Origin of the sequence: Rhodococcoides fascians A25f (genome assembly GCF_000760935.2) — a bacterium.
Classification (GTDB): domain Bacteria; phylum Actinomycetota; class Actinomycetes; order Mycobacteriales; family Mycobacteriaceae; genus Rhodococcoides.
The window spans coordinates 4,396,705-4,412,927 of sequence record NZ_CP049744.1 but is presented as its reverse complement, the minus strand read 5'-3'; the positions used below and the strand labels follow the sequence as shown (position 1 = coordinate 4,412,927).

Sequence of the window (16,223 nt, the reverse complement as noted above, 5' to 3'; positions counted from 1 at the left end):
CCATGGATAGGGTGAGCACCATGACAGAAGCCGTTACCGCGACGACCGCCGCCACGCCTGTGCATTTCCGCACGGCCATCGTTCCTGCCGCAGGCATGGGTACCCGGTTCCTGCCGGCCACGAAAACCGTTCCGAAGGAACTGCTTCCGGTCGTCGACACACCAGGTATCGAACTCGTCGCCGGAGAAGCGGCGGATTCCGGTGCACAGCGGTTGGTCATCGTCACCTCACCCGGCAAGGACGGCGTCGTCGCACACTTCGTCGAGGACCTCGTCCTGGAAAAGAAGCTCGAAGCGAGCGGCAAGCTCGAAATGCTCGAAAAGGTGCGCGTCGCCCCCAAACTCCTCGACGTGCAGTCGGTCATCCAGCACGAACCTCTCGGACTCGGGCATGCCGTCGCCTGTGCCGAAGAAGCCCTCGACGACGACGAGGATTCGGTCGCAGTTCTCCTTCCCGACGATCTGGTGATGCCGCGGGGTGTGCTCGACGTCATGGCTCGCGTGCGCGCCAAGCGCGGCGGCTCGGTGCTGTGTGCCATCGAGGTTCCCGACGACAAGGTCTCCTCCTACGGCGTCTTCTCGGTCGAGATCGTGCCCGACGCGGTCAACCCGAACGTCCTCAAGGTCACCGGTATGGTCGAAAAGCCCAAGCAGGAGGACGCCCCGTCCAACCTGGCTGCGGCGGGCAGGTACCTGCTCGACCGCGCGATCTTCGACGCTCTGCGAAGGATAAAGCCCGGTGCCGGCGGCGAGCTGCAGCTCACCGATGCCATCGCGCTTCTCATCGACGAAGGCCATCCCGTGCACGTGGTGGTGCACCGCGGATCGAGACACGACCTCGGAAATCCCGGGGGATACCTGCGCGCTGCGGTTGACTTTGCTCTACAACGTGACGACTACGGCCCAGCGCTGCGCGAATGGCTGAACGAACGCTTGAGCGACAGCTGGGCACCGGAACTGACCACGTACGAATAGCATCGCGGGTCGATGCCATAGAGGAAGGGCCAGATGCGCTCGGTCGAAGATCAGCAGACCAGAGTGACCGCCGCGGCGGTGGCTCCACGGCCTGTTCGGGTCGCCATCTCGGAAGCACAGGGCCTGCTGTGTGCCGAGGAAGTGGTCACCGAGCGTCCCCTTCCCGGTTTCGATCAGGCCGCGATCGACGGCTACGCAGTGCGCAGCGTGGATGTGGCAGCCGCCGGTACGGATCTGCGCAACGAGGAAGACGAGCGCATCGACCTGACCCTGCCCGTCGTCGGCGAGGTCTCGGCCGGGTCGCGTCAACCCATCCGGTTGCAACCACGGCAAGCAGTGCGCGTCGACACCGGCGCGCCCCTGCCGACATTGGCCGATGCGGTGTTGCCGCTGGATCGCACCGACAGTGGTCGAGCTCGCGTCAAAGTGTTTCGCCCGGTGCGTTCGGGTGACTACGTCCGCAAGATCGGCGACGACGTCCAACCCGGCGACGTGGCGGTCCGCGCAGGCACGATCATCGGTGCCGCTCAGGTCGGATTGCTCGCAGCGGTCGGCCGCGACAAGGTGCTGGTGCATCCGCGTCCCCGGCTGTCGGTGATCTCCGTGGGCGGTGAACTGGTCGACACCGATCGGACCCCCGGGCCCGGACAGGTGTACGACGTCAACTCCTATGCGCTCGCCGCCGCAGCGCGCGACGCCGGAGCCGACGTCAACCGCGTCGGCATCGTCAGTACCGATCCCAAGCGTCTGCGCGAGGTGGTCGAGGGCCAATTGATCCGATCCGAGATCGTCGTCATCGCCGGCGCAGTGGGCGGCGGCGCGTCGGACGGTGTGCGGGAGGCGCTCGGTGAGCTCGGCGACATGGAGGTCGAACGAGTCGCCATGCACCCCGGGTCGGTTCAGGGCTTCGGCCAACTCGGACGCGACGAAGTACCCACCTTCTTGCTCCCGGCGAACCCCGTCAGTGCGCTGGTGGTGTTCGAGGTGATGGTTCGACCGTTGATTCGCATCGCACTCGGTCGACGACAGCCGATGCGTCGGACCGTCACGGCGCGAACCGTAGCGCCGATCACCTCGATCGAGGACCGCAAAGGATTTCTTCGGGGCCAACTCATGCGCGACGAAGGCACGGGCGAGTATCTGGTTCAGGCGCTCGGGGGCGCGCCGGGATCGTCGTCGCATCTCCTCGCGACCCTTGCCGAGGCAAACTGCCTGGTCGTCATCGATCCCGAGGTCACCGAAATCCGCACCGGCGAAGAAGTGAAGGTCTCGTTCCTCGCTCAGAGAGGCTGACGCCAGTGGCACGTTCAAGCGCCGCGGAGGGCACATAACCACGCCACTGCGCGTAGCGCATACCATCGACGGATGCCGCGAACGTGGTCGAGCCACCCAGGTTGGCCGGCGAAATTGGGTCCTGTGAGAGTGGCCGGCGGAACCGTGACGGTACGCCCGGTACGGATGCGAGACGCGGCAGCCTGGAGCCGGATTCGCACCGAAGACCGCGCGCACCTCGAGCCCTGGGAACCCAGCGGCGAGGGCAGCTGGAATTCACGGCATCACATCTCGTCCTGGCCCACTCTGTGTTCGGGCCTCAAGTCCGAGGCTCGCAAAGGGCACATGCTGCCCATGGTCATCGAGGTCGACGGCGAATTCTGTGGTCAGATCACCACCGGAAACATCGTTCGCGGCGCATTGCGGTCCGCGTGGATCGGCTACTGGGTGTCCAAGGACGTCAACGGTAAGGGCGTCGCTACGGCAGCACTCGCGCTCGGACTCGATCACTGCTTCGGCCCCGTCGGACTCCATCGCGTCGAAGCGACGGTGCGACCGGAAAACCTCGCCAGCCAGGCCGTGCTGCGCAACGTCGGGTTCCGCGAAGAAGGTCTGCTCTACAAGTATCTCGACGTCGACGGTGAATGGCGCGATCACAAGCTCGTGGCCATCACCTCCGGTGAAGTACAGGGAACCGTCGTCGATCGATTGGTTCGTTCGGGACGGGCCGCATGGGCCTGATCTCTCCCGAGAAGATGGCACTCCTGTTGTCAAAGTGACAGGAGTGTAATTCGGGTCGGCGCGTCTGCGTGGTTCTTGCACCTCCTCCCCATAGCCTGATGTCGTCACGACTGTCGCCGTTGCCCAAGGGAGGAGAACATCGCCGATGCCGAACTCGATCATCTGGATCGGTCTCGTGGCCGTCTGGCTCTTCGTTCTTCTTCCCATGCTGATGACCAAGCGTCCCCAGATCATGCAGACCACGGACGCGGCGCTCGCCACGCGCGTGCTGCATCGGGGTGGCACCAAGCGAAAGCAGCGCGGCCCAGCGACCGGCCACCGCAGCGATCCTGACTGGCGCCCGGAGGACGACCTTCGAGTCTCCGCGCCTGCCCGTGAGATCTTCGGCCCGACACTGGCGACTGTTCGTATCGACTCACCCGATCTACCCGGTACCGCGGAGGACCCGATGGACACTCACGCAGCAGAGAACGATCTCGAACGCGACGCACCGGTTCAGGAACCAGCGCGCGAGAGATCAGCCGCGCACGAGCCCGGTGTCGTCGACGACGACTTCGTGCCTCGCCGACGCGGCCGCGGCGGTTTCGATCCCGAGGCGGACGCGATCGCCCGCGCTGCGCGGTATGCCTTCCGGCAGCGCGCAGTACTGGGTCTGGTTTTCGCCGCGATCACCACAGCGGCATTGGCGTTCATCATTTCTCCGACGATCTGGTGGCTGTGCGGTCTGCCCGTCGCAGTCCTCGTCGGTTATCTGTACTACCTGCGTAGGCAGGTGCAGATCGAGGAGGAGGTGCGCCGGCGTCGGCTCACCCGAATGGGCCGGTCCCGGCTCGGGGTGGAGTCGGAGACCGACGAAGAGCTCGAGCTCGTCCCGCAGCGCCTGCGTCGACCCGGCGCAGTTGTGCTCGAGATCGACGACGAGGATCCCGAGTTCGAGCATCTGGACCACTACGACGAGCCGTTCCAGGCCAGCCGTGACGACGATCGGAACTTGCGCCGGGCGCAGGGCGCGTAGCGGCCGTCCGACACGGCTTTGCTAGAGTTACCCAGCCGGTCTCGATGACGGCAAAGGGGCTGTGGCGCAGTTGGTAGCGCGTCTCGTTCGCATCGAGAAGGTCAGGGGTTCGATTCCCCTCAGCTCCACCCCGAATTCGATTTCAGGCCCGGTCGACACTGTCGATCGGGCCTGTTTTCGTATCAGCCGCCGCTTGTTGCGATCGGCGTGTGCCGCTCGGTCGACTCAGTGCGCACAGCTAAGGTTTTGCTCATGCGCGGTTGGCGAGGATACGTAGCCGACGACGTCCTCTGGGCTGTGTTCCAGGTGCGGCAGTCGGCCGTGGTGGCGTTGGCCAACTGCCCGCTTCTGCCCGCGATACTCCGCGGACGTGCGCTACGGGGAGCGCGTGTGCGGGGAGGTGCCCAGGCGCTCGTCTACGGCGGTCAGATGGTCCAGGGGCGAGGCGTGCTTCGTCTGGGTGCCGGTGTGTTCGTCAATTACGGCTGCTACTTCGACACGGTGGCGAACATCGATATCGGTGACGGGGTCTTTCTTTCCGATCATGTACGCGTGTTGACCAGCACACACGAGGTGGGCGCTCCGAGTCGACGGGCAGGGCGCTTGGTGGGCAGGCCGGTGACGATCGGATCGGGAACCTGGGTGGGCTCCAGTGCCGTCATCATGCCAGGCGTCCGCGTCGGCTCGGGCTGCATCATCGGTGCCGACTCTCTGGTGACCAAGGACTGTGATCCCGACGGAGTCTACGTGGGCAGTCCGGCGAGACGAATCCGAACCCTGAACGATTAGTCGGCTCACTGCGGTCAAACCGGCCGAGTACCCGTTTTATTGTTGTTCGAGTGAATCGAAGTACGTTCGGTGATCGTCAGTCGTAATTCATATTGTTTATCACGCATAAATCGACGAATTATCTTTCCGCAATATTGAGGTAGCATCAGATCCGTCCGCGGCTCGTATTTCGGGACTAACGAATTTTGCAATCGAATCGAGCCACACGATTGCCTAAACAATTCGTCAGGGGTTGGCACGGGTGAACACTCTTTCGATCGTTGTTCCTGCATTCAACGAGTCCGCCCACTTGGGTGAATGCTTGGATGCACTGCTCGAGCAGCAAGAACACATTCACGAAATCATCGTCGTCGACAACAACTCCACCGATGACACCGCCGAAATCGTGCTCGACCGCCGACGTCGATTTCCGATGGTGAAACTCGTGGCCGAGTGCGAGCGGGGAGTCGTGCATGCACGAAATGCCGGATTCGATCACGCGAGCGGATCGATCATCGGACGCATCGACGCCGACACCCACGTCGGCGCAGGCTGGGCGAAATCGATTCTGGACTTCTTCGATCGACGGCTGGACTACGCCGCGGTGACCGGACCGATCTTTCTCTACGACTCGCCCTGGGCTGCTCCTTACCGGGCCTTCGTCAAGTACACGACCAAGCGAAAGCCCGATGAGCTGCGGGTATCTGCAGCGTCCGGCAACAACTTCGCCATTCGTCGCTCTGCCTGGGAGGCGGCCCGCGACCGAGTGAGTTTGCGAACCGACCTGCACGAGGACATCGATCTTTCGCTGTGCCTCTACCGCGTCGGGCTGCACATCGCACAGATCAAGACGATGTGTGTCGAGGTATCGGGGCGTCGACTGCTCACACCGCCACTCGAATACCGCCACTACGTACTCAGTTCCTATCGGACCTGGGCGTTCCACAGCCTGGCGGGTAAGTCGCTACGTCGTTTGTTGGTCGCGGATATGATCCTGCACACTGTTCATTGGCCGCTGACGCGCATGTTGTCCACATGCGATTCGCGCATTCTCCCGGTTTCGCATTCCGACTCGAGCGATACATCCGACCGGCATCTGTCCGCCATTCGCGAAGATCGATTTGCCGCTGCCTCCGGGAAGTGAATTCTCGGTTGCCCGACGATGAATAACAGCAATGTAATAAGTCGTCGATTTCTCAGCAATCGATAAACCCTGGGGCAATATCCACAAAGTCCGTTTCGCCCGAAAATCAGGGCGATGAAATTGTCGGTCTCAGGCGTGAACGAGGTCGAGGCCGCACCAATTCTCGTGGCCCAGATAGTCGAGCAGTGCAGACTCGGCGGGACCGGAAGGCGAGCGGACGCTTGCGCGAACGGCATGCGACACCGGCGGATCGAGCGGGCGCGCAAGGTGCCCGTATCCCGGTGGCACGGCTGAGGCCGGTATCAGTGTGACGCCCAGACCCTCCGAAGCCAGCTTGACCGCAGTGGCCAGTTGGGATGCGCGCGCGACCGTCGATACGGACAACGAGTGCGAGCGAAGTGCGTGCGTGATGACGTCGTCTCGAGCACTGCCCCGTCGCAGTCGAACCCACGGCGCAGACGCCAGTTCAGTCAGCGTCAGTACTTTCCTGGTCAACAGCGGATGTCCTTCGGACAGTACGACGACATACGATTCGTCGCCGATGACCGTGGCATCGGGGTCGTAGTGGCCGTAGTCGCTGGACAGCACCAGGTCTGCCTCGCCGGTGCGCACCAAGCGGTCGATGGCCTGGGGGTCCGACTCCTCGTACAGGGTCACCTCGAGGCGGGGATACCGTCGCCGCAACTCTCCGATGGCTCGCGGGAGTTGGCACATCCCCAGTCCGGTTTCCACGACGACGACCAGCTCGCCGGCAACTGTGCCTGAGCACGCCGTCGCAGCGGCGCGAGCGCGGCGAGCGGCGGACACCGCGATCGATGCCTCCTTGACGAAGGCGCGTCCGGCGACGGTGAGGCTCAGTCCACGGGAGGTCCTGAGGAACAGTTCCACGCCGAGTTCCTTCTCCAGCGACCTGATCTGTTGCGAGATCGACGGCTGAGCGACGCGGAGCTTCTCGGCCGCCGCGGTCACCGACCCCTCCTCGGCCACGGCGAGTGCATATTCGTACTGGCGGATGCTCATTCGCCGTCTCCTATAGGGGTTGTCTATACAGCGCACTGCAAATTCGTCTTTGATCCTATACCGATTCGGTTCTAGCGTCGTCGGCATGACGTCCACCGTGTATGCCCATGTGCAGCAGCGATCTCTCCTGTCGCCCCCTGTCCTGTTGCTCGCCGCCGTCGCATTCGTGATCGGAACAGCAGAGTTCGTGGCCATCGGCCTCGTTCCTCAGCTGGCCCGGGATCTGAACACCACCGTCGGTGCCGCCGGGCTCACCGTCACTCTGTATGCGCTCTCGGTCGGAATTCTCGCCATCCCACTGGGCCTCGCCCTGGCGCATCGTCATCCACGTGCACTGCTGACCGCGCTTCTGTTCGTATTCGCGGCGGCGAACCTGGTTGCGGCAGCGGCGCCCGGACTCCCGCTGCTCCTGATCGGACGCATTGCGTCCGCGGCGACGCAGGGAGTCGCGCTCGGCGTGGCCGTCAGCACCGTCACCACCTTCGTTGCGCCGGAGGCGCGCGGAAAGGCCGTGTCTCTGGTCTTTGGCGGTCTGATGAGCGCGATGTTCCTCGGGGCACCGATCGGCACGTATCTCGGCGGGGTTGCCGGGTGGCGTGCAGTGTTCGTGGCGCTGGCCGTGCTCGGAGCGGTACTGGCAGCGGGTCTGTGGACCGTCCTGCCGCGTCGAATCGAGGGGCCGGGAGTGCGTGGGGGCATACACCAACTCCGGGTGGTCACCGTGCCCGGCGTTCTCGGCTTGCTGGGAGTTGCCGTCGGAATTCTGCTCGTGTCCAACTTCTTCTTTCCCTACCTCGGTGTCTACCTCGAACAGTCGGCCGGGATGGGATCCGGCGGCATTTCGATGGGGCTGGGGGTATTCGGCGTAGCGGGCTTGCTGGGCAATGCCATCGGGGGCTACCTGGGCGGACGGGCCGATACGTTCTGGGTGACCGTGCTCGCCGTGATTGCGATGGTCGCGGTTGCCGCGCTCGCACTGTCCGGTGGCTCCGCGGCGGTGGTGTTTCCCGCGCTGGCGGTGTGGGGTGCCGCGCAGATGGCCGCGCTTCCGATCGTGACCACTGCGGTCGTAGCACTGGGCGGGGGGTTCGCCGCGACGCTCAACGTCGCGTTGGTCAACCTCGCCATCGCTGCAGGGGGGTTCGTCGGTGGCACCTTCGCGGCGTCCGCGATCGACCTGCTGCCATGGCTGAGCGTCGGTGGCTTCGGGCTGGTCGTCGCGGTGCTGGCGGCTCGACACCTGAGAGCGCCCGAAGCCTCGGCTGTGCGTGCAGAAGTTGGTTAGCAATCGAAACGGGCTGACGGTATGGTTGATCGATTGACGATCGACCTGCCCGTCGGGCCGGTAGATTGACGGGCGATATCCTCGACCGGACCGGTTCCGAGCACAGGATCTGCCCCTGCAACTTCTCTTTGGAGTACGAATGTCGTTCGAGATCGTCGACCTCCCCGAAACGTGGGTTGCCGGTCTTCCAGTCCGCAGCCCCAAACGGGCACTGGGCAGGCTCAACGACCCCGCTTTGGATCAGGCCTGGTCTGCGGTGCTCAATCAGGACACGTCGGGACCGTTGGCTTCGATTTATACCGACTTCGCCCCCGGTATCGGCTCTTACAACACACAGATAGTCGGTTATCTGTGTTCCTCGCTGAGTCAGGTTGCGCGAGGGCATCTCGTCGCGAAAGTGCCTGCTGCGAAATATGCACGATTTTCTGCAGTGGGGTATTTCCCCGAGGTTCTCACCCGACTGTGGACTCAGATCGATCATGCGGAGGAACAGGGTGAGATAGTGCGATCGTTCACCGGCGATTACGAGTGCTATCCGCACGCATACAAAATCGATCTCTATCTGGCGATCACTGTGCCCGGTGGTTCGTCGTGAGCTTTCGAGTGACAGCGCGCAGTGCGGAACTGTTCAGTGGATTGGTAGCGCCGAGGGTGGACGCCGGTGCCGAATCCAGCGGTAGCGAATGGATGCGATTCTTGCGAGATCGCGTGCGCGAGAAGCACATCGGCGCGAACGAAGTGAGCACGGTCTACGTTCCGGATCCGCACGGCACGGTCAATGCAGTCGTCGCTGTTTCGGTCGATTCTCCCGCTGACGTCGACGCGGGGGATGTATTCGTTTCAATACCGACCGGTGTGTTTGCAGTATTCACACCGAGTGGTTCTTTGGCGGACCCTGTCGAGGACGTGTGGGCTCAGGTCGACGACTGTGTGGCGTCCGGGGTAATTTTTCGGGCATACAAAGAGGAAGTAGAAGTCGTTACAAAATCTGGGGAAGTGGAACTTTTCATTTCAATAGTTTTGTAAACAGAACCTTCTTCACGCAATTGTCACTTTCGAATCACAAAGTCACCATCGAACCGGTTACTATTGTCGAGCGCAGTCGGGCCGATTGGGCGTCGTCAATTCGGCTCTCATGCCGTCGGTCGACGGGCAGGCAGCGTGGACAGGGCGTCGATGTCATCGCAAGGTCGACAGAGCAGGGGTGCAGCAACATGGTGAGACAACTCAGAGCAGAAGCAACGCGCGCAGCCGCACTACGCGCCGCGGCAGATCTCTTTCTCGAGGTGGGGCACGCAAATGCCACCCTCAGTCAGGTTTCTGCGCAATCCGGCGTGACCAAGGGGGCGTTGTACTTCCACTTCGCGTCCAAGGAAGAGCTGGCCCGCGCGATCGTCGACGAAGGCCACGAGCGGGTGTCCACCGCGTGTGCAGGCCTGGTCGACAGCCGTAGCCCGGCACTCGAATCCGTCATCGGAATCTCGTACTCCGTGCTCGAGCTCGCGGCCTCGGATCCTTTGGTTCGAGTCATGTACCGGTTGCAGATGGAGATCGACGGTTCCGACACCGCGCGTGGCAGTGTGTTCGGTACGTGGGGAAACATTTTCGAGCATCTTTTCGAGCGGGCGATCGAGCACGGCGACGTTGCCGATCACCTGGATGCGGGCAACGCAGCATTGCTGGTGTGCGAGATGCTCGCCGGGGTCTTGATGGTGTCCGAGGCGCAATCACGTCTCGAAGATGCACCCGCACGGATGGAAAAGGTATGGAACACCGTGCTCCCATCGCTCGTGCCCGCCGACAAGCTCGCCTACTTCCGTGAGTTCGCAGCACGGAGTCTGTCCAGTTTCGTGCGCGAGAACATCACTTCTGCATCCGTCACCGTCTGAGCAGTTTCGTACCGAGAAATATCGTGATCGGGTAGTGCTTGCCGGGCTTCCGCATGCCGGGCACACTGTGTGACATGGAACACACTGCTCAGAAATCGAGAATGTCGGACAACGAACTGCGGAAAGCGATCGGCACTTTGCAGCAGCGCGCGGACGACGCGCGCAAACGCGGTGCGGACGACGACGCTGCGCGTATCGAGCACACCATTGCCGACTACCGAGACGAGATGTCGCAAAGATTGTGACAACCCTGTCGGTCGTCACCGCGTAGGGTCGAAATCGAACTGAACGTGGCAACCGGTGGGGGATACAGGCTTCGATGGCTACTTACGATCTGCGCGGCAAGAAGACGTTGATCACGGGCGCGGGCAGCGGAATCGGTCGGGCGACGGCCATCGCTGCCGCAGAGGTGGGAGCGGAGCTCTTCCTCACCGATATCAACGGCCCAGGACTGGCCGAGACGGTGGACATGGTCGGTCGTGCGGGCGGTACCGTCAGCCACTCGCTGCCCTTCGATGTGTCCGATTTCGAGGCGGTCACCTCGTTCGCGGACGACATCCATGCCGAGTTCAGCAGCCTCGACGTCGTGATGAACATCGCCGGCATCTCGGCGTGGGGAACCGTCGAGAACCTCGAGCACCGGCACTGGAAGTCGATGGTCGACGTCAATCTCATGGGGCCGATTCACATCATCGAGAAGTTTCTGCCGCCCATGGTCGAGGCCGGACGCGGCGGTCATCTGGTCAACGTCTCGTCCGCGGCCGGATTGATTCCACTTCCGTGGCACGCTGCGTACAGCGCAAGCAAATACGGCCTGCGCGGAGTGTCCGAGGTACTCAAATATGACCTCAAGCGCCATGGAATCGGCGTCAGCCTTGTCGTGCCGGGCGGCGTCAAAACTGGTCTGGTGAACACACTTCAGATTGCCGGCGTCGACCGGGACGATCCGCGCGTGCAGAAGTTGCAGCATCGATTCGAGAAGCGTGCCGTCGAACCGTCCGTGGTCGCCGATGCCATCCTCACCGGAATCGCCAAGCGCAAGTACCTCGTGTACTCCTCCAACGACATCAGGTTCGGTTACTGGATGGCCCGCAAGTTCGCGCCGCCTTACGAGTTCGTGCTGCAGCGCGCCAACGATCAATTTTCGAAGTTGCTGGTGCCGCGTCGCGTGGAGGGGTCGTCGAAATCGACATCCAGCGTGCGCGCACCCGGACCCGAATGAGAGAGCTCGTCGTGCGGATTGGCCAGAGCGCAACCGGCAAGAGATAGACATCCGCAGCCGATACACCCGGTCAGGTTGTCGCGCAGCCTGGTCAATTGTTCTATCCGAGAATCGAGTTCGCGATGCCATCGCGTCGAGAGGCGGGCCCAGTCCTCGCGCGTCGGCGTCCGTTCGTCCGGAAGCTCGCTCAGTGCCTGCCGGATCTCGGCCAGCGGAATTCCGACCTTCTGTGAGATACGGATGAACGCCACGCGTCGCAAGGTCTCGCGGTGGAACCTGCGCTGATTGCCCGTGGTTCGGCGGCTGGTGATCAGCCCCTGTTTCTCGTAGAAGTGGAGCGCAGACACGGCAACGCCACTGCGCTCGGAGAGTTGGCCTGGAGTCAGCTCACGAACGTTCCACTCGGGCATCGGCACGACCTCGACATTACTTCAGGTCTTGCCTTCCCGCGCGAGTTGCTCACCGAGGCCATCGAGGTCAGAGAACGGTGAGCACCTTGTCGGCGGGCCGCGCCAGCACGGTTCCCTTGTCGGTCACCACAATCGGGCGTTCGATGAGAATCGGATGCTCGATCATCGCGGCGATCAACGTGTCGTCGTCCGCGGATCCGAGTCCCAATTCCTTGTAGATGCTCTCGCGGGTGCGAACGGCCTGCCGGGGTTCGAGACCGGCGTCGGCGAGCAGGGTGCGGAGCTCGTCCTCGGTGGGCGGTGACTCCAGATATCGGACCACTCGCGGGGTGACGCCCGCTTCCTCGATCAATTTCAACGCAGTGCGAGAGGTAGTGCACCGCGGATTGTGGTAGATGGTCGCGGTCAGGGTCATGTTTGCGATCTTGCCACGCGGGTAGCCAAGCCGACAGATTCACGCCAGGAACGGGAGTGGTTATGACCGACAAGCGGATTGTCATTGCAGGTGGGCACGGCCAGATCGCCCAGCATCTGACGCAGGTACTCACGGCGCACGGAGATCGTGCGGTGTCGTTGATTCGCAACGGCGACCACGTCGATGCCGTCACAGCACTCGGCGCACTGCCGCAGGTGATCGATCTCGAGTCTGCGTCCGTCGACGAGTTGGCGGCCGTACTCGACGGTGCCGACGGAGTGGTGTTCGCGGCCGGTGCCGGGCCCAACAGTGGCCCGGAGCGCAAGGACACCGTCGACCGCGCGGGCGCGGTGCTGCTGGCCGACGCGGCCGAGAAAGCCGGTGTTCGCCGCTACGTGCTGATCAGCTCGTTCGGTGCGGGAGAGCCGGTAGCAGAGGACTTGGACGATGGCTGGAAGGCCTACATCAAGGCCAAAACTGCTGCAGAAGAAGATGTTTCGGCCAGGGCTGGCCTCGACTGGACCATTCTGCGTCCGGGCAAACTGACGGACGAAGACCCCACGAACTCGGTATCGCTCACCGAGCCGCCGCTCGAGTCGGGCGAGGTGACGCGCGCCGATGTGGCCGCCGTGATCGCGCGCCTGCTCGATACCGGTGCGGCAGTGCACAAGACTCTGATGTTGACGTCCGGTTCGACGTCCATCGTCGACGCAGTCGACGCGGTCGGTTGAGGCACGGACTGTGCGCGTTCATATCGATTCGTCGAACACGACACCGGTGTTCGAGCAGTTGAGGATGCAGATTCTCGGGCTGGTGCGGTCGGGAGATCTGATTGCCGGTACCAAGATTCCGACGGTTCGCGGCCTTGCCGAGGAGCTGAAGATCGCGCCGAACACGGTAGCGAAGACATACCGAGAGCTCGAGCAGCAAGGCGTCATCGAGACACGCGGACGATCGGGTTCCTTCGTCGCATCGGGCGGCGATCCTTCTCGCGATATCGCGGCCCGAGCGGCGACAGAATTCGTCAAGACGGTCCGTTCCATTGGCCTGGACGACGACCAGGCTCGATCGTTCCTCGAATCAGCGCTCAAGGGTGCAAACGACCACTAAGTTGACGCTTCAACATACTTCTGACATCGTGGTGCGGCCCATGTAGTCGTGTCAGAAGGATGCACAATGAACTCCACCCTCGTCCGCGACGCCGTCGCCCTCGTAGCCCGCATCGGTTTGGGAGTCGTCTTCATCGCTCACGGCTGGCAGAAGCTGAACACCTACGGTCTCGACGGTGCCGCGGCCAGCTTCGAGATGATGAACGTCCCGCTCCCCACGGCGTCCGCATACTTCGCCACATTCGTAGAACTCATCGGCGGCGGTGCCCTGGTGCTGGGAATCTTCACCCCCATCGCCGGCCTGCTGCTCTTCCTCGACATGCTCGGTGCCGCGGTCTTCGTTCACTTCGAGCACGGTGTGTTCGCCGCCGACAACGGCTACGAGCTCGTCGTCGCCCTCGGCGTCGGCGCGTTGCTGCTGGCCGCATTCGGTGCCGGCCGCGTCAGCATCGACGGACTCACCAAAGGCAAGACGGCAATTCTCCGCTGATCTGCATCGAGCGGCGATCGTCGGTCAGCGCCAACTTGGTAACCACAGTTGCTCCTGCCACATCTGCGGCGTGATCGGCATCGCGGTGAGGATCGGCCACAGCCAGACGAAATTCGCGATCACCACGGCGAGGTACAGGGCGACCAGCAGTAGCCCGGTACCTCGCCGTTCCGCTGACGCTGTTGCCTTGCCGATGATGTCGCCCAGCACCAACGCGAAGCCCATCACCATGAACGGGGCGAGCGCCACCGCGTAGAAGTAGTACATCTGCCGGTCCAGTGTGGTGAACCAGGGCAGCAGTGCTGCGGAGTAGCCGACGAGCACTGCTGCGTAACGCCAGTCGCGCCGAACGAACACCGACCAGATCACCCAGGCGAGCATCGGCAACGCCAGCCACCACATCGCGGGCGTGCCGATCAGCATGATCGCCTTCACGCACGAGGACGCCGAGCAGCCGGACACGCTCTCGCCGTCGGCGAAGTAGTAGAGCATCGGACGCAGGCCCATCGGCCACGTCCACGGCTTCGATTCCCACGGATGCCGGTTGCCGGCCGAATTGGTCAGTCCCTCATGGAATTGCAGCACACTGCCGCTGTAGTACCACAGTGACCGCAGGGCTTCGGGCACGAAAGAGAACGGCCCTCCGGCACCGATGCCGCTGCCGACCTCGTGCCGGTAGACGCCCGTCTCGGAGGTCAGCCATGCCCACCAGGTCATCAGATACACCGCGATCGGAACGACGACCAATGCGTAGAGCGCAGGCCCGATGTCGCGCAATGCCGTTCCCCGCCAGGGGCGCCCGACGCCGTACGAGCGACGTGCGGCCACATCGAATGCCACACTCAGCAATCCGAAGAACGCAATGAAGTACAGGCCGGACCACTTGGTGCCGCAGGCGAGCCCCAGCATGATGCCGGCTCCGAATCGCCACCATCGCACACCCATTCGCGGACCGAGCGCACTCGCGTCCATTCGGCCCTCGTCACGCACTCTCGACAACCGTTGTCGCACGTCGTCGCGGTCGACGATCAGGCAGCCCAGTGCCGCGGTGACGAACAACGCGAGAAAGATGTCCAGCATGCCGATCCGGCTGCTGACGAAGGTGACCCCGTCGACGATCAGGAGGATCCCGGCAATCGCACCGACCAGCGTCGACCGTGCGAGGCGTCGCACGATTCGAATCACCAACAGCACCAACAGAGTTCCGGCCACGGCCGACGAGAAACGCCAACCCCACCCGTTGTAACCGAACAGCGCTTCTCCGACGGCGATCAGCTGTTTGCCGACCGGTGGATGCACCACCAGGCCGTACGCAGGATTGTCCTCCAGCCCGCCGCCGGTGAGTACCTGATAGCCCTGCGGGGCGTAATGCTTTTCGTCGAAGACCGGGGTCCCGGCATCGGTGGGGTAGCGCAGCATCGTGAATCGCGTGATCGCGCAGACGGCGGTGATGACGAGGGTGACGATCCAGCCGCGCCTGGCATCGGTGTCGTGGAACCAGTCGCGCGCGGCAACCGTGGGCCCGGGACTGACCATCGACCGGTCGCCGGAGCGCTCAGAGGTCAGCAAGGTCACGTACCGATCGTAGGCGTTGATCCGCGGTGCATGACAGGCCGCCGCACTGCATGCGGGACACTGGAGTCATGCTCATCCTTGCCGCCACCCCGATGGGCGACGTCGGTGATGCCTCGCAGCGCCTGCGTGATGCCCTCGGCAGTGCCGATGTCGTCGCCGCCGAGGACACCCGGCGCACCAAACAACTCGCGTCCTCGCTCGGCGTGGTGATCGCAGGGCGCGTGGTCAGTTTCTACGACCAGGTCGAGACGGCTCGGCTGCCGGCGCTGGTCGAGGCCGTTGCCGAGGGCAAGACGGTGCTGCTGGTGACCGACGCCGGGATGCCGTCGGTGAGCGATCCCGGCTACCGCCTCGTGGCCGCGTGTGTCGATGCGCATCTGCCGGTGACCTGTCTGCCCGGGCCGTCGGCCGTCACGACTGCGCTCGCGTTGTCGGGTCTGCCGGTCGAACGGTTCTGCTTCGACGGGTTCGCGCCGCGTAAGCAAGGCCAGCGACGCACCTACTTCCAGTCGGTGCTCGCCGAACCGCGGGCCATCGTCTTCTTCGAGGCACCGCACCGTCTCGTCGCGTGTCTCGAGGACGCCGTCCACGTGCTCGGTCCCGATCGTCGCGCCGCGGTGTGCCGGGAGCTCACCAAGACCTACGAGGAGGTCCGACGCGGCGGGCTGGGGGAGTTGCTCGACTGGGCGAGGGGAGGAGTGCGCGGCGAGATCACGGTCGTCCTCGAAGGAGCGGTCGCCGTCGCCGAGGAGCCCGAGGATCTCGTGGCCGACGTGGAAACCCTGGTGGCGTCGGGCATGCGGTTGAAAGACGCCTGCGCCCAGGTGGCGGTCGACGGCGTCTCCAAGCGTGAGGTCTACGAGGCCGTACTCGCTGCGCGGAAGGAGCAGTAGC

At 63.5% G+C, this 16,223-nt stretch carries 20 protein-coding genes and 1 tRNA gene; 17 read left to right on the top strand and 4 right to left on the bottom strand.

The window, feature by feature from the left end; genetic code table 11:
- The first annotated feature begins 20 nt into the window (after positions 1–20).
- The 7 genes from BH93_RS20645 (at position 21) to BH93_RS20615 (ending at position 5,914) form a co-directional block, all read left to right on the top strand.
- Positions 21–974, top strand: coding sequence for a UTP--glucose-1-phosphate uridylyltransferase (locus tag BH93_RS20645; protein ID WP_037175417.1), 954 nt, complete (start codon positions 21–23; stop codon positions 972–974).
- Positions 975–1,007: 33 nt separating this feature from the next.
- Positions 1,008–2,267: a molybdotransferase-like divisome protein Glp gene (gene glp, locus BH93_RS20640; RefSeq protein WP_032377296.1), complete on the top strand. Its 1,260-nt coding sequence runs from the start codon at positions 1,008–1,010 to the stop codon at positions 2,265–2,267.
- 72 nt (positions 2,268–2,339) lie between these two features.
- Complete coding sequence (locus BH93_RS20635; protein WP_032404305.1) at positions 2,340–2,987, top strand: GNAT family N-acetyltransferase; 648 nt, start codon at positions 2,340–2,342, stop codon at positions 2,985–2,987.
- 145 nt (positions 2,988–3,132) lie between these two features.
- Entirely contained in the window at positions 3,133–4,002 is an 870-nt protein-coding gene (gene sepX, locus BH93_RS20630; protein ID WP_037175415.1) for a divisome protein SepX/GlpR, read from the top strand.
- 55 nt (positions 4,003–4,057) lie between these two features.
- A tRNA-Ala gene (locus BH93_RS20625) sits at positions 4,058–4,130 on the top strand.
- Positions 4,131–4,254: 124 nt separating this feature from the next.
- Complete coding sequence (locus tag BH93_RS20620) at positions 4,255–4,791, top strand: acyltransferase (RefSeq protein ID WP_052065382.1); 537 nt, start codon at positions 4,255–4,257, stop codon at positions 4,789–4,791.
- 241 nt (positions 4,792–5,032) lie between these two features.
- Positions 5,033–5,914, top strand: a complete 882-nt coding sequence (locus BH93_RS20615) for a glycosyltransferase family 2 protein (RefSeq protein WP_052065381.1) — start codon at positions 5,033–5,035, stop codon at positions 5,912–5,914.
- Between the two features lie 129 nt (positions 5,915–6,043).
- Here the strand turns inward: BH93_RS20615 and BH93_RS20610 are convergent, their stop codons facing one another.
- Positions 6,044–6,934, bottom strand: coding sequence for a LysR family transcriptional regulator (locus BH93_RS20610; RefSeq protein WP_037175413.1), 891 nt, complete (start codon positions 6,932–6,934; stop codon positions 6,044–6,046).
- 85 nt (positions 6,935–7,019) lie between these two features.
- Here BH93_RS20610 and BH93_RS20605 point away from each other — a divergent pair, with 85 nt between their 5' ends.
- The 6 genes from BH93_RS20605 to BH93_RS20580 all read left to right on the top strand — a co-directional run bounded on the left by BH93_RS20605 (position 7,020) and on the right by BH93_RS20580 (position 11,330).
- Entirely contained in the window at positions 7,020–8,219 is a 1,200-nt protein-coding gene (locus BH93_RS20605; RefSeq protein ID WP_037175409.1) for an MFS transporter, read from the top strand.
- A 139-nt stretch (positions 8,220–8,358) separates the two neighbouring features.
- Complete coding sequence (locus BH93_RS20600; RefSeq protein ID WP_037175408.1) at positions 8,359–8,814, top strand: GyrI-like domain-containing protein; 456 nt, start codon at positions 8,359–8,361, stop codon at positions 8,812–8,814.
- Positions 8,811–9,245, top strand: a complete 435-nt coding sequence (locus tag BH93_RS20595; RefSeq protein ID WP_242459024.1) for an effector binding domain-containing protein — start codon at positions 8,811–8,813, stop codon at positions 9,243–9,245. Before BH93_RS20600 ends, BH93_RS20595 begins: the two co-directional genes overlap by 4 nt.
- Positions 9,246–9,433: 188 nt before the next feature.
- On the top strand, positions 9,434–10,108 hold the full coding sequence (locus tag BH93_RS20590; protein ID WP_032404301.1) for a ScbR family autoregulator-binding transcription factor: 675 nt from the start codon (positions 9,434–9,436) through the stop codon (positions 10,106–10,108).
- A gap of 74 nt (positions 10,109–10,182) precedes the next feature.
- Complete coding sequence (locus tag BH93_RS20585) at positions 10,183–10,353, top strand: hypothetical protein (protein ID WP_165430185.1); 171 nt, start codon at positions 10,183–10,185, stop codon at positions 10,351–10,353.
- Positions 10,354–10,427: 74 nt separating this feature from the next.
- Complete coding sequence (locus BH93_RS20580; RefSeq protein WP_037175405.1) at positions 10,428–11,330, top strand: SDR family oxidoreductase; 903 nt, start codon at positions 10,428–10,430, stop codon at positions 11,328–11,330.
- On the opposite strand, the gene soxR is transcribed toward BH93_RS20580, so the two are convergent.
- Together soxR and arsC are read right to left on the bottom strand one after the other, a co-directional pair.
- Positions 11,246–11,746 carry a redox-sensitive transcriptional activator SoxR gene (gene soxR, locus BH93_RS20575; RefSeq protein WP_080730484.1) on the bottom strand — a complete coding sequence of 167 codons (501 nt, stop codon included), beginning with the start codon at positions 11,744–11,746 and terminating at the stop codon, positions 11,246–11,248. The genes BH93_RS20580 and soxR overlap by 85 nt on opposite strands.
- Before the next feature lie 61 nt (positions 11,747–11,807).
- A complete protein-coding gene (gene arsC / locus BH93_RS20570) occupies positions 11,808–12,155 on the bottom strand; it encodes an arsenate reductase (glutaredoxin) (protein WP_037175401.1) in 348 nt (115 codons plus the stop codon).
- Positions 12,156–12,217: 62 nt separating this feature from the next.
- On the opposite strand from arsC, the gene BH93_RS20565 reads away from it, so the two are divergent.
- The 3 genes from BH93_RS20565 (at position 12,218) to BH93_RS20555 (ending at position 13,754) form a co-directional block, all read left to right on the top strand.
- Entirely contained in the window at positions 12,218–12,886 is a 669-nt protein-coding gene (locus tag BH93_RS20565) for an SDR family oxidoreductase (RefSeq protein ID WP_037175400.1), read from the top strand.
- A gap of 10 nt (positions 12,887–12,896) precedes the next feature.
- On the top strand, positions 12,897–13,265 hold the full coding sequence (locus BH93_RS20560) for a GntR family transcriptional regulator (RefSeq protein ID WP_037175398.1): 369 nt from the start codon (positions 12,897–12,899) through the stop codon (positions 13,263–13,265).
- A 66-nt stretch (positions 13,266–13,331) separates the two neighbouring features.
- A complete protein-coding gene (locus BH93_RS20555; protein ID WP_032377283.1) occupies positions 13,332–13,754 on the top strand; it encodes a DoxX family protein in 423 nt (140 codons plus the stop codon).
- Between the two features lie 24 nt (positions 13,755–13,778).
- Here BH93_RS20555 and BH93_RS20550 read toward each other — a convergent pair whose 3' ends face one another.
- Positions 13,779–15,290: a dolichyl-phosphate-mannose--protein mannosyltransferase gene (locus BH93_RS20550; protein ID WP_037176772.1), complete on the bottom strand. Its 1,512-nt coding sequence runs from the start codon at positions 15,288–15,290 to the stop codon at positions 13,779–13,781.
- Between the two features lie 107 nt (positions 15,291–15,397).
- On the opposite strand from BH93_RS20550, the gene rsmI reads away from it, so the two are divergent.
- Complete coding sequence (rsmI, locus tag BH93_RS20545; RefSeq protein WP_242459023.1) at positions 15,398–16,222, top strand: 16S rRNA (cytidine(1402)-2'-O)-methyltransferase; 825 nt, start codon at positions 15,398–15,400, stop codon at positions 16,220–16,222.
- The last annotated feature ends 1 nt before the right edge of the window (position 16,223 follow it).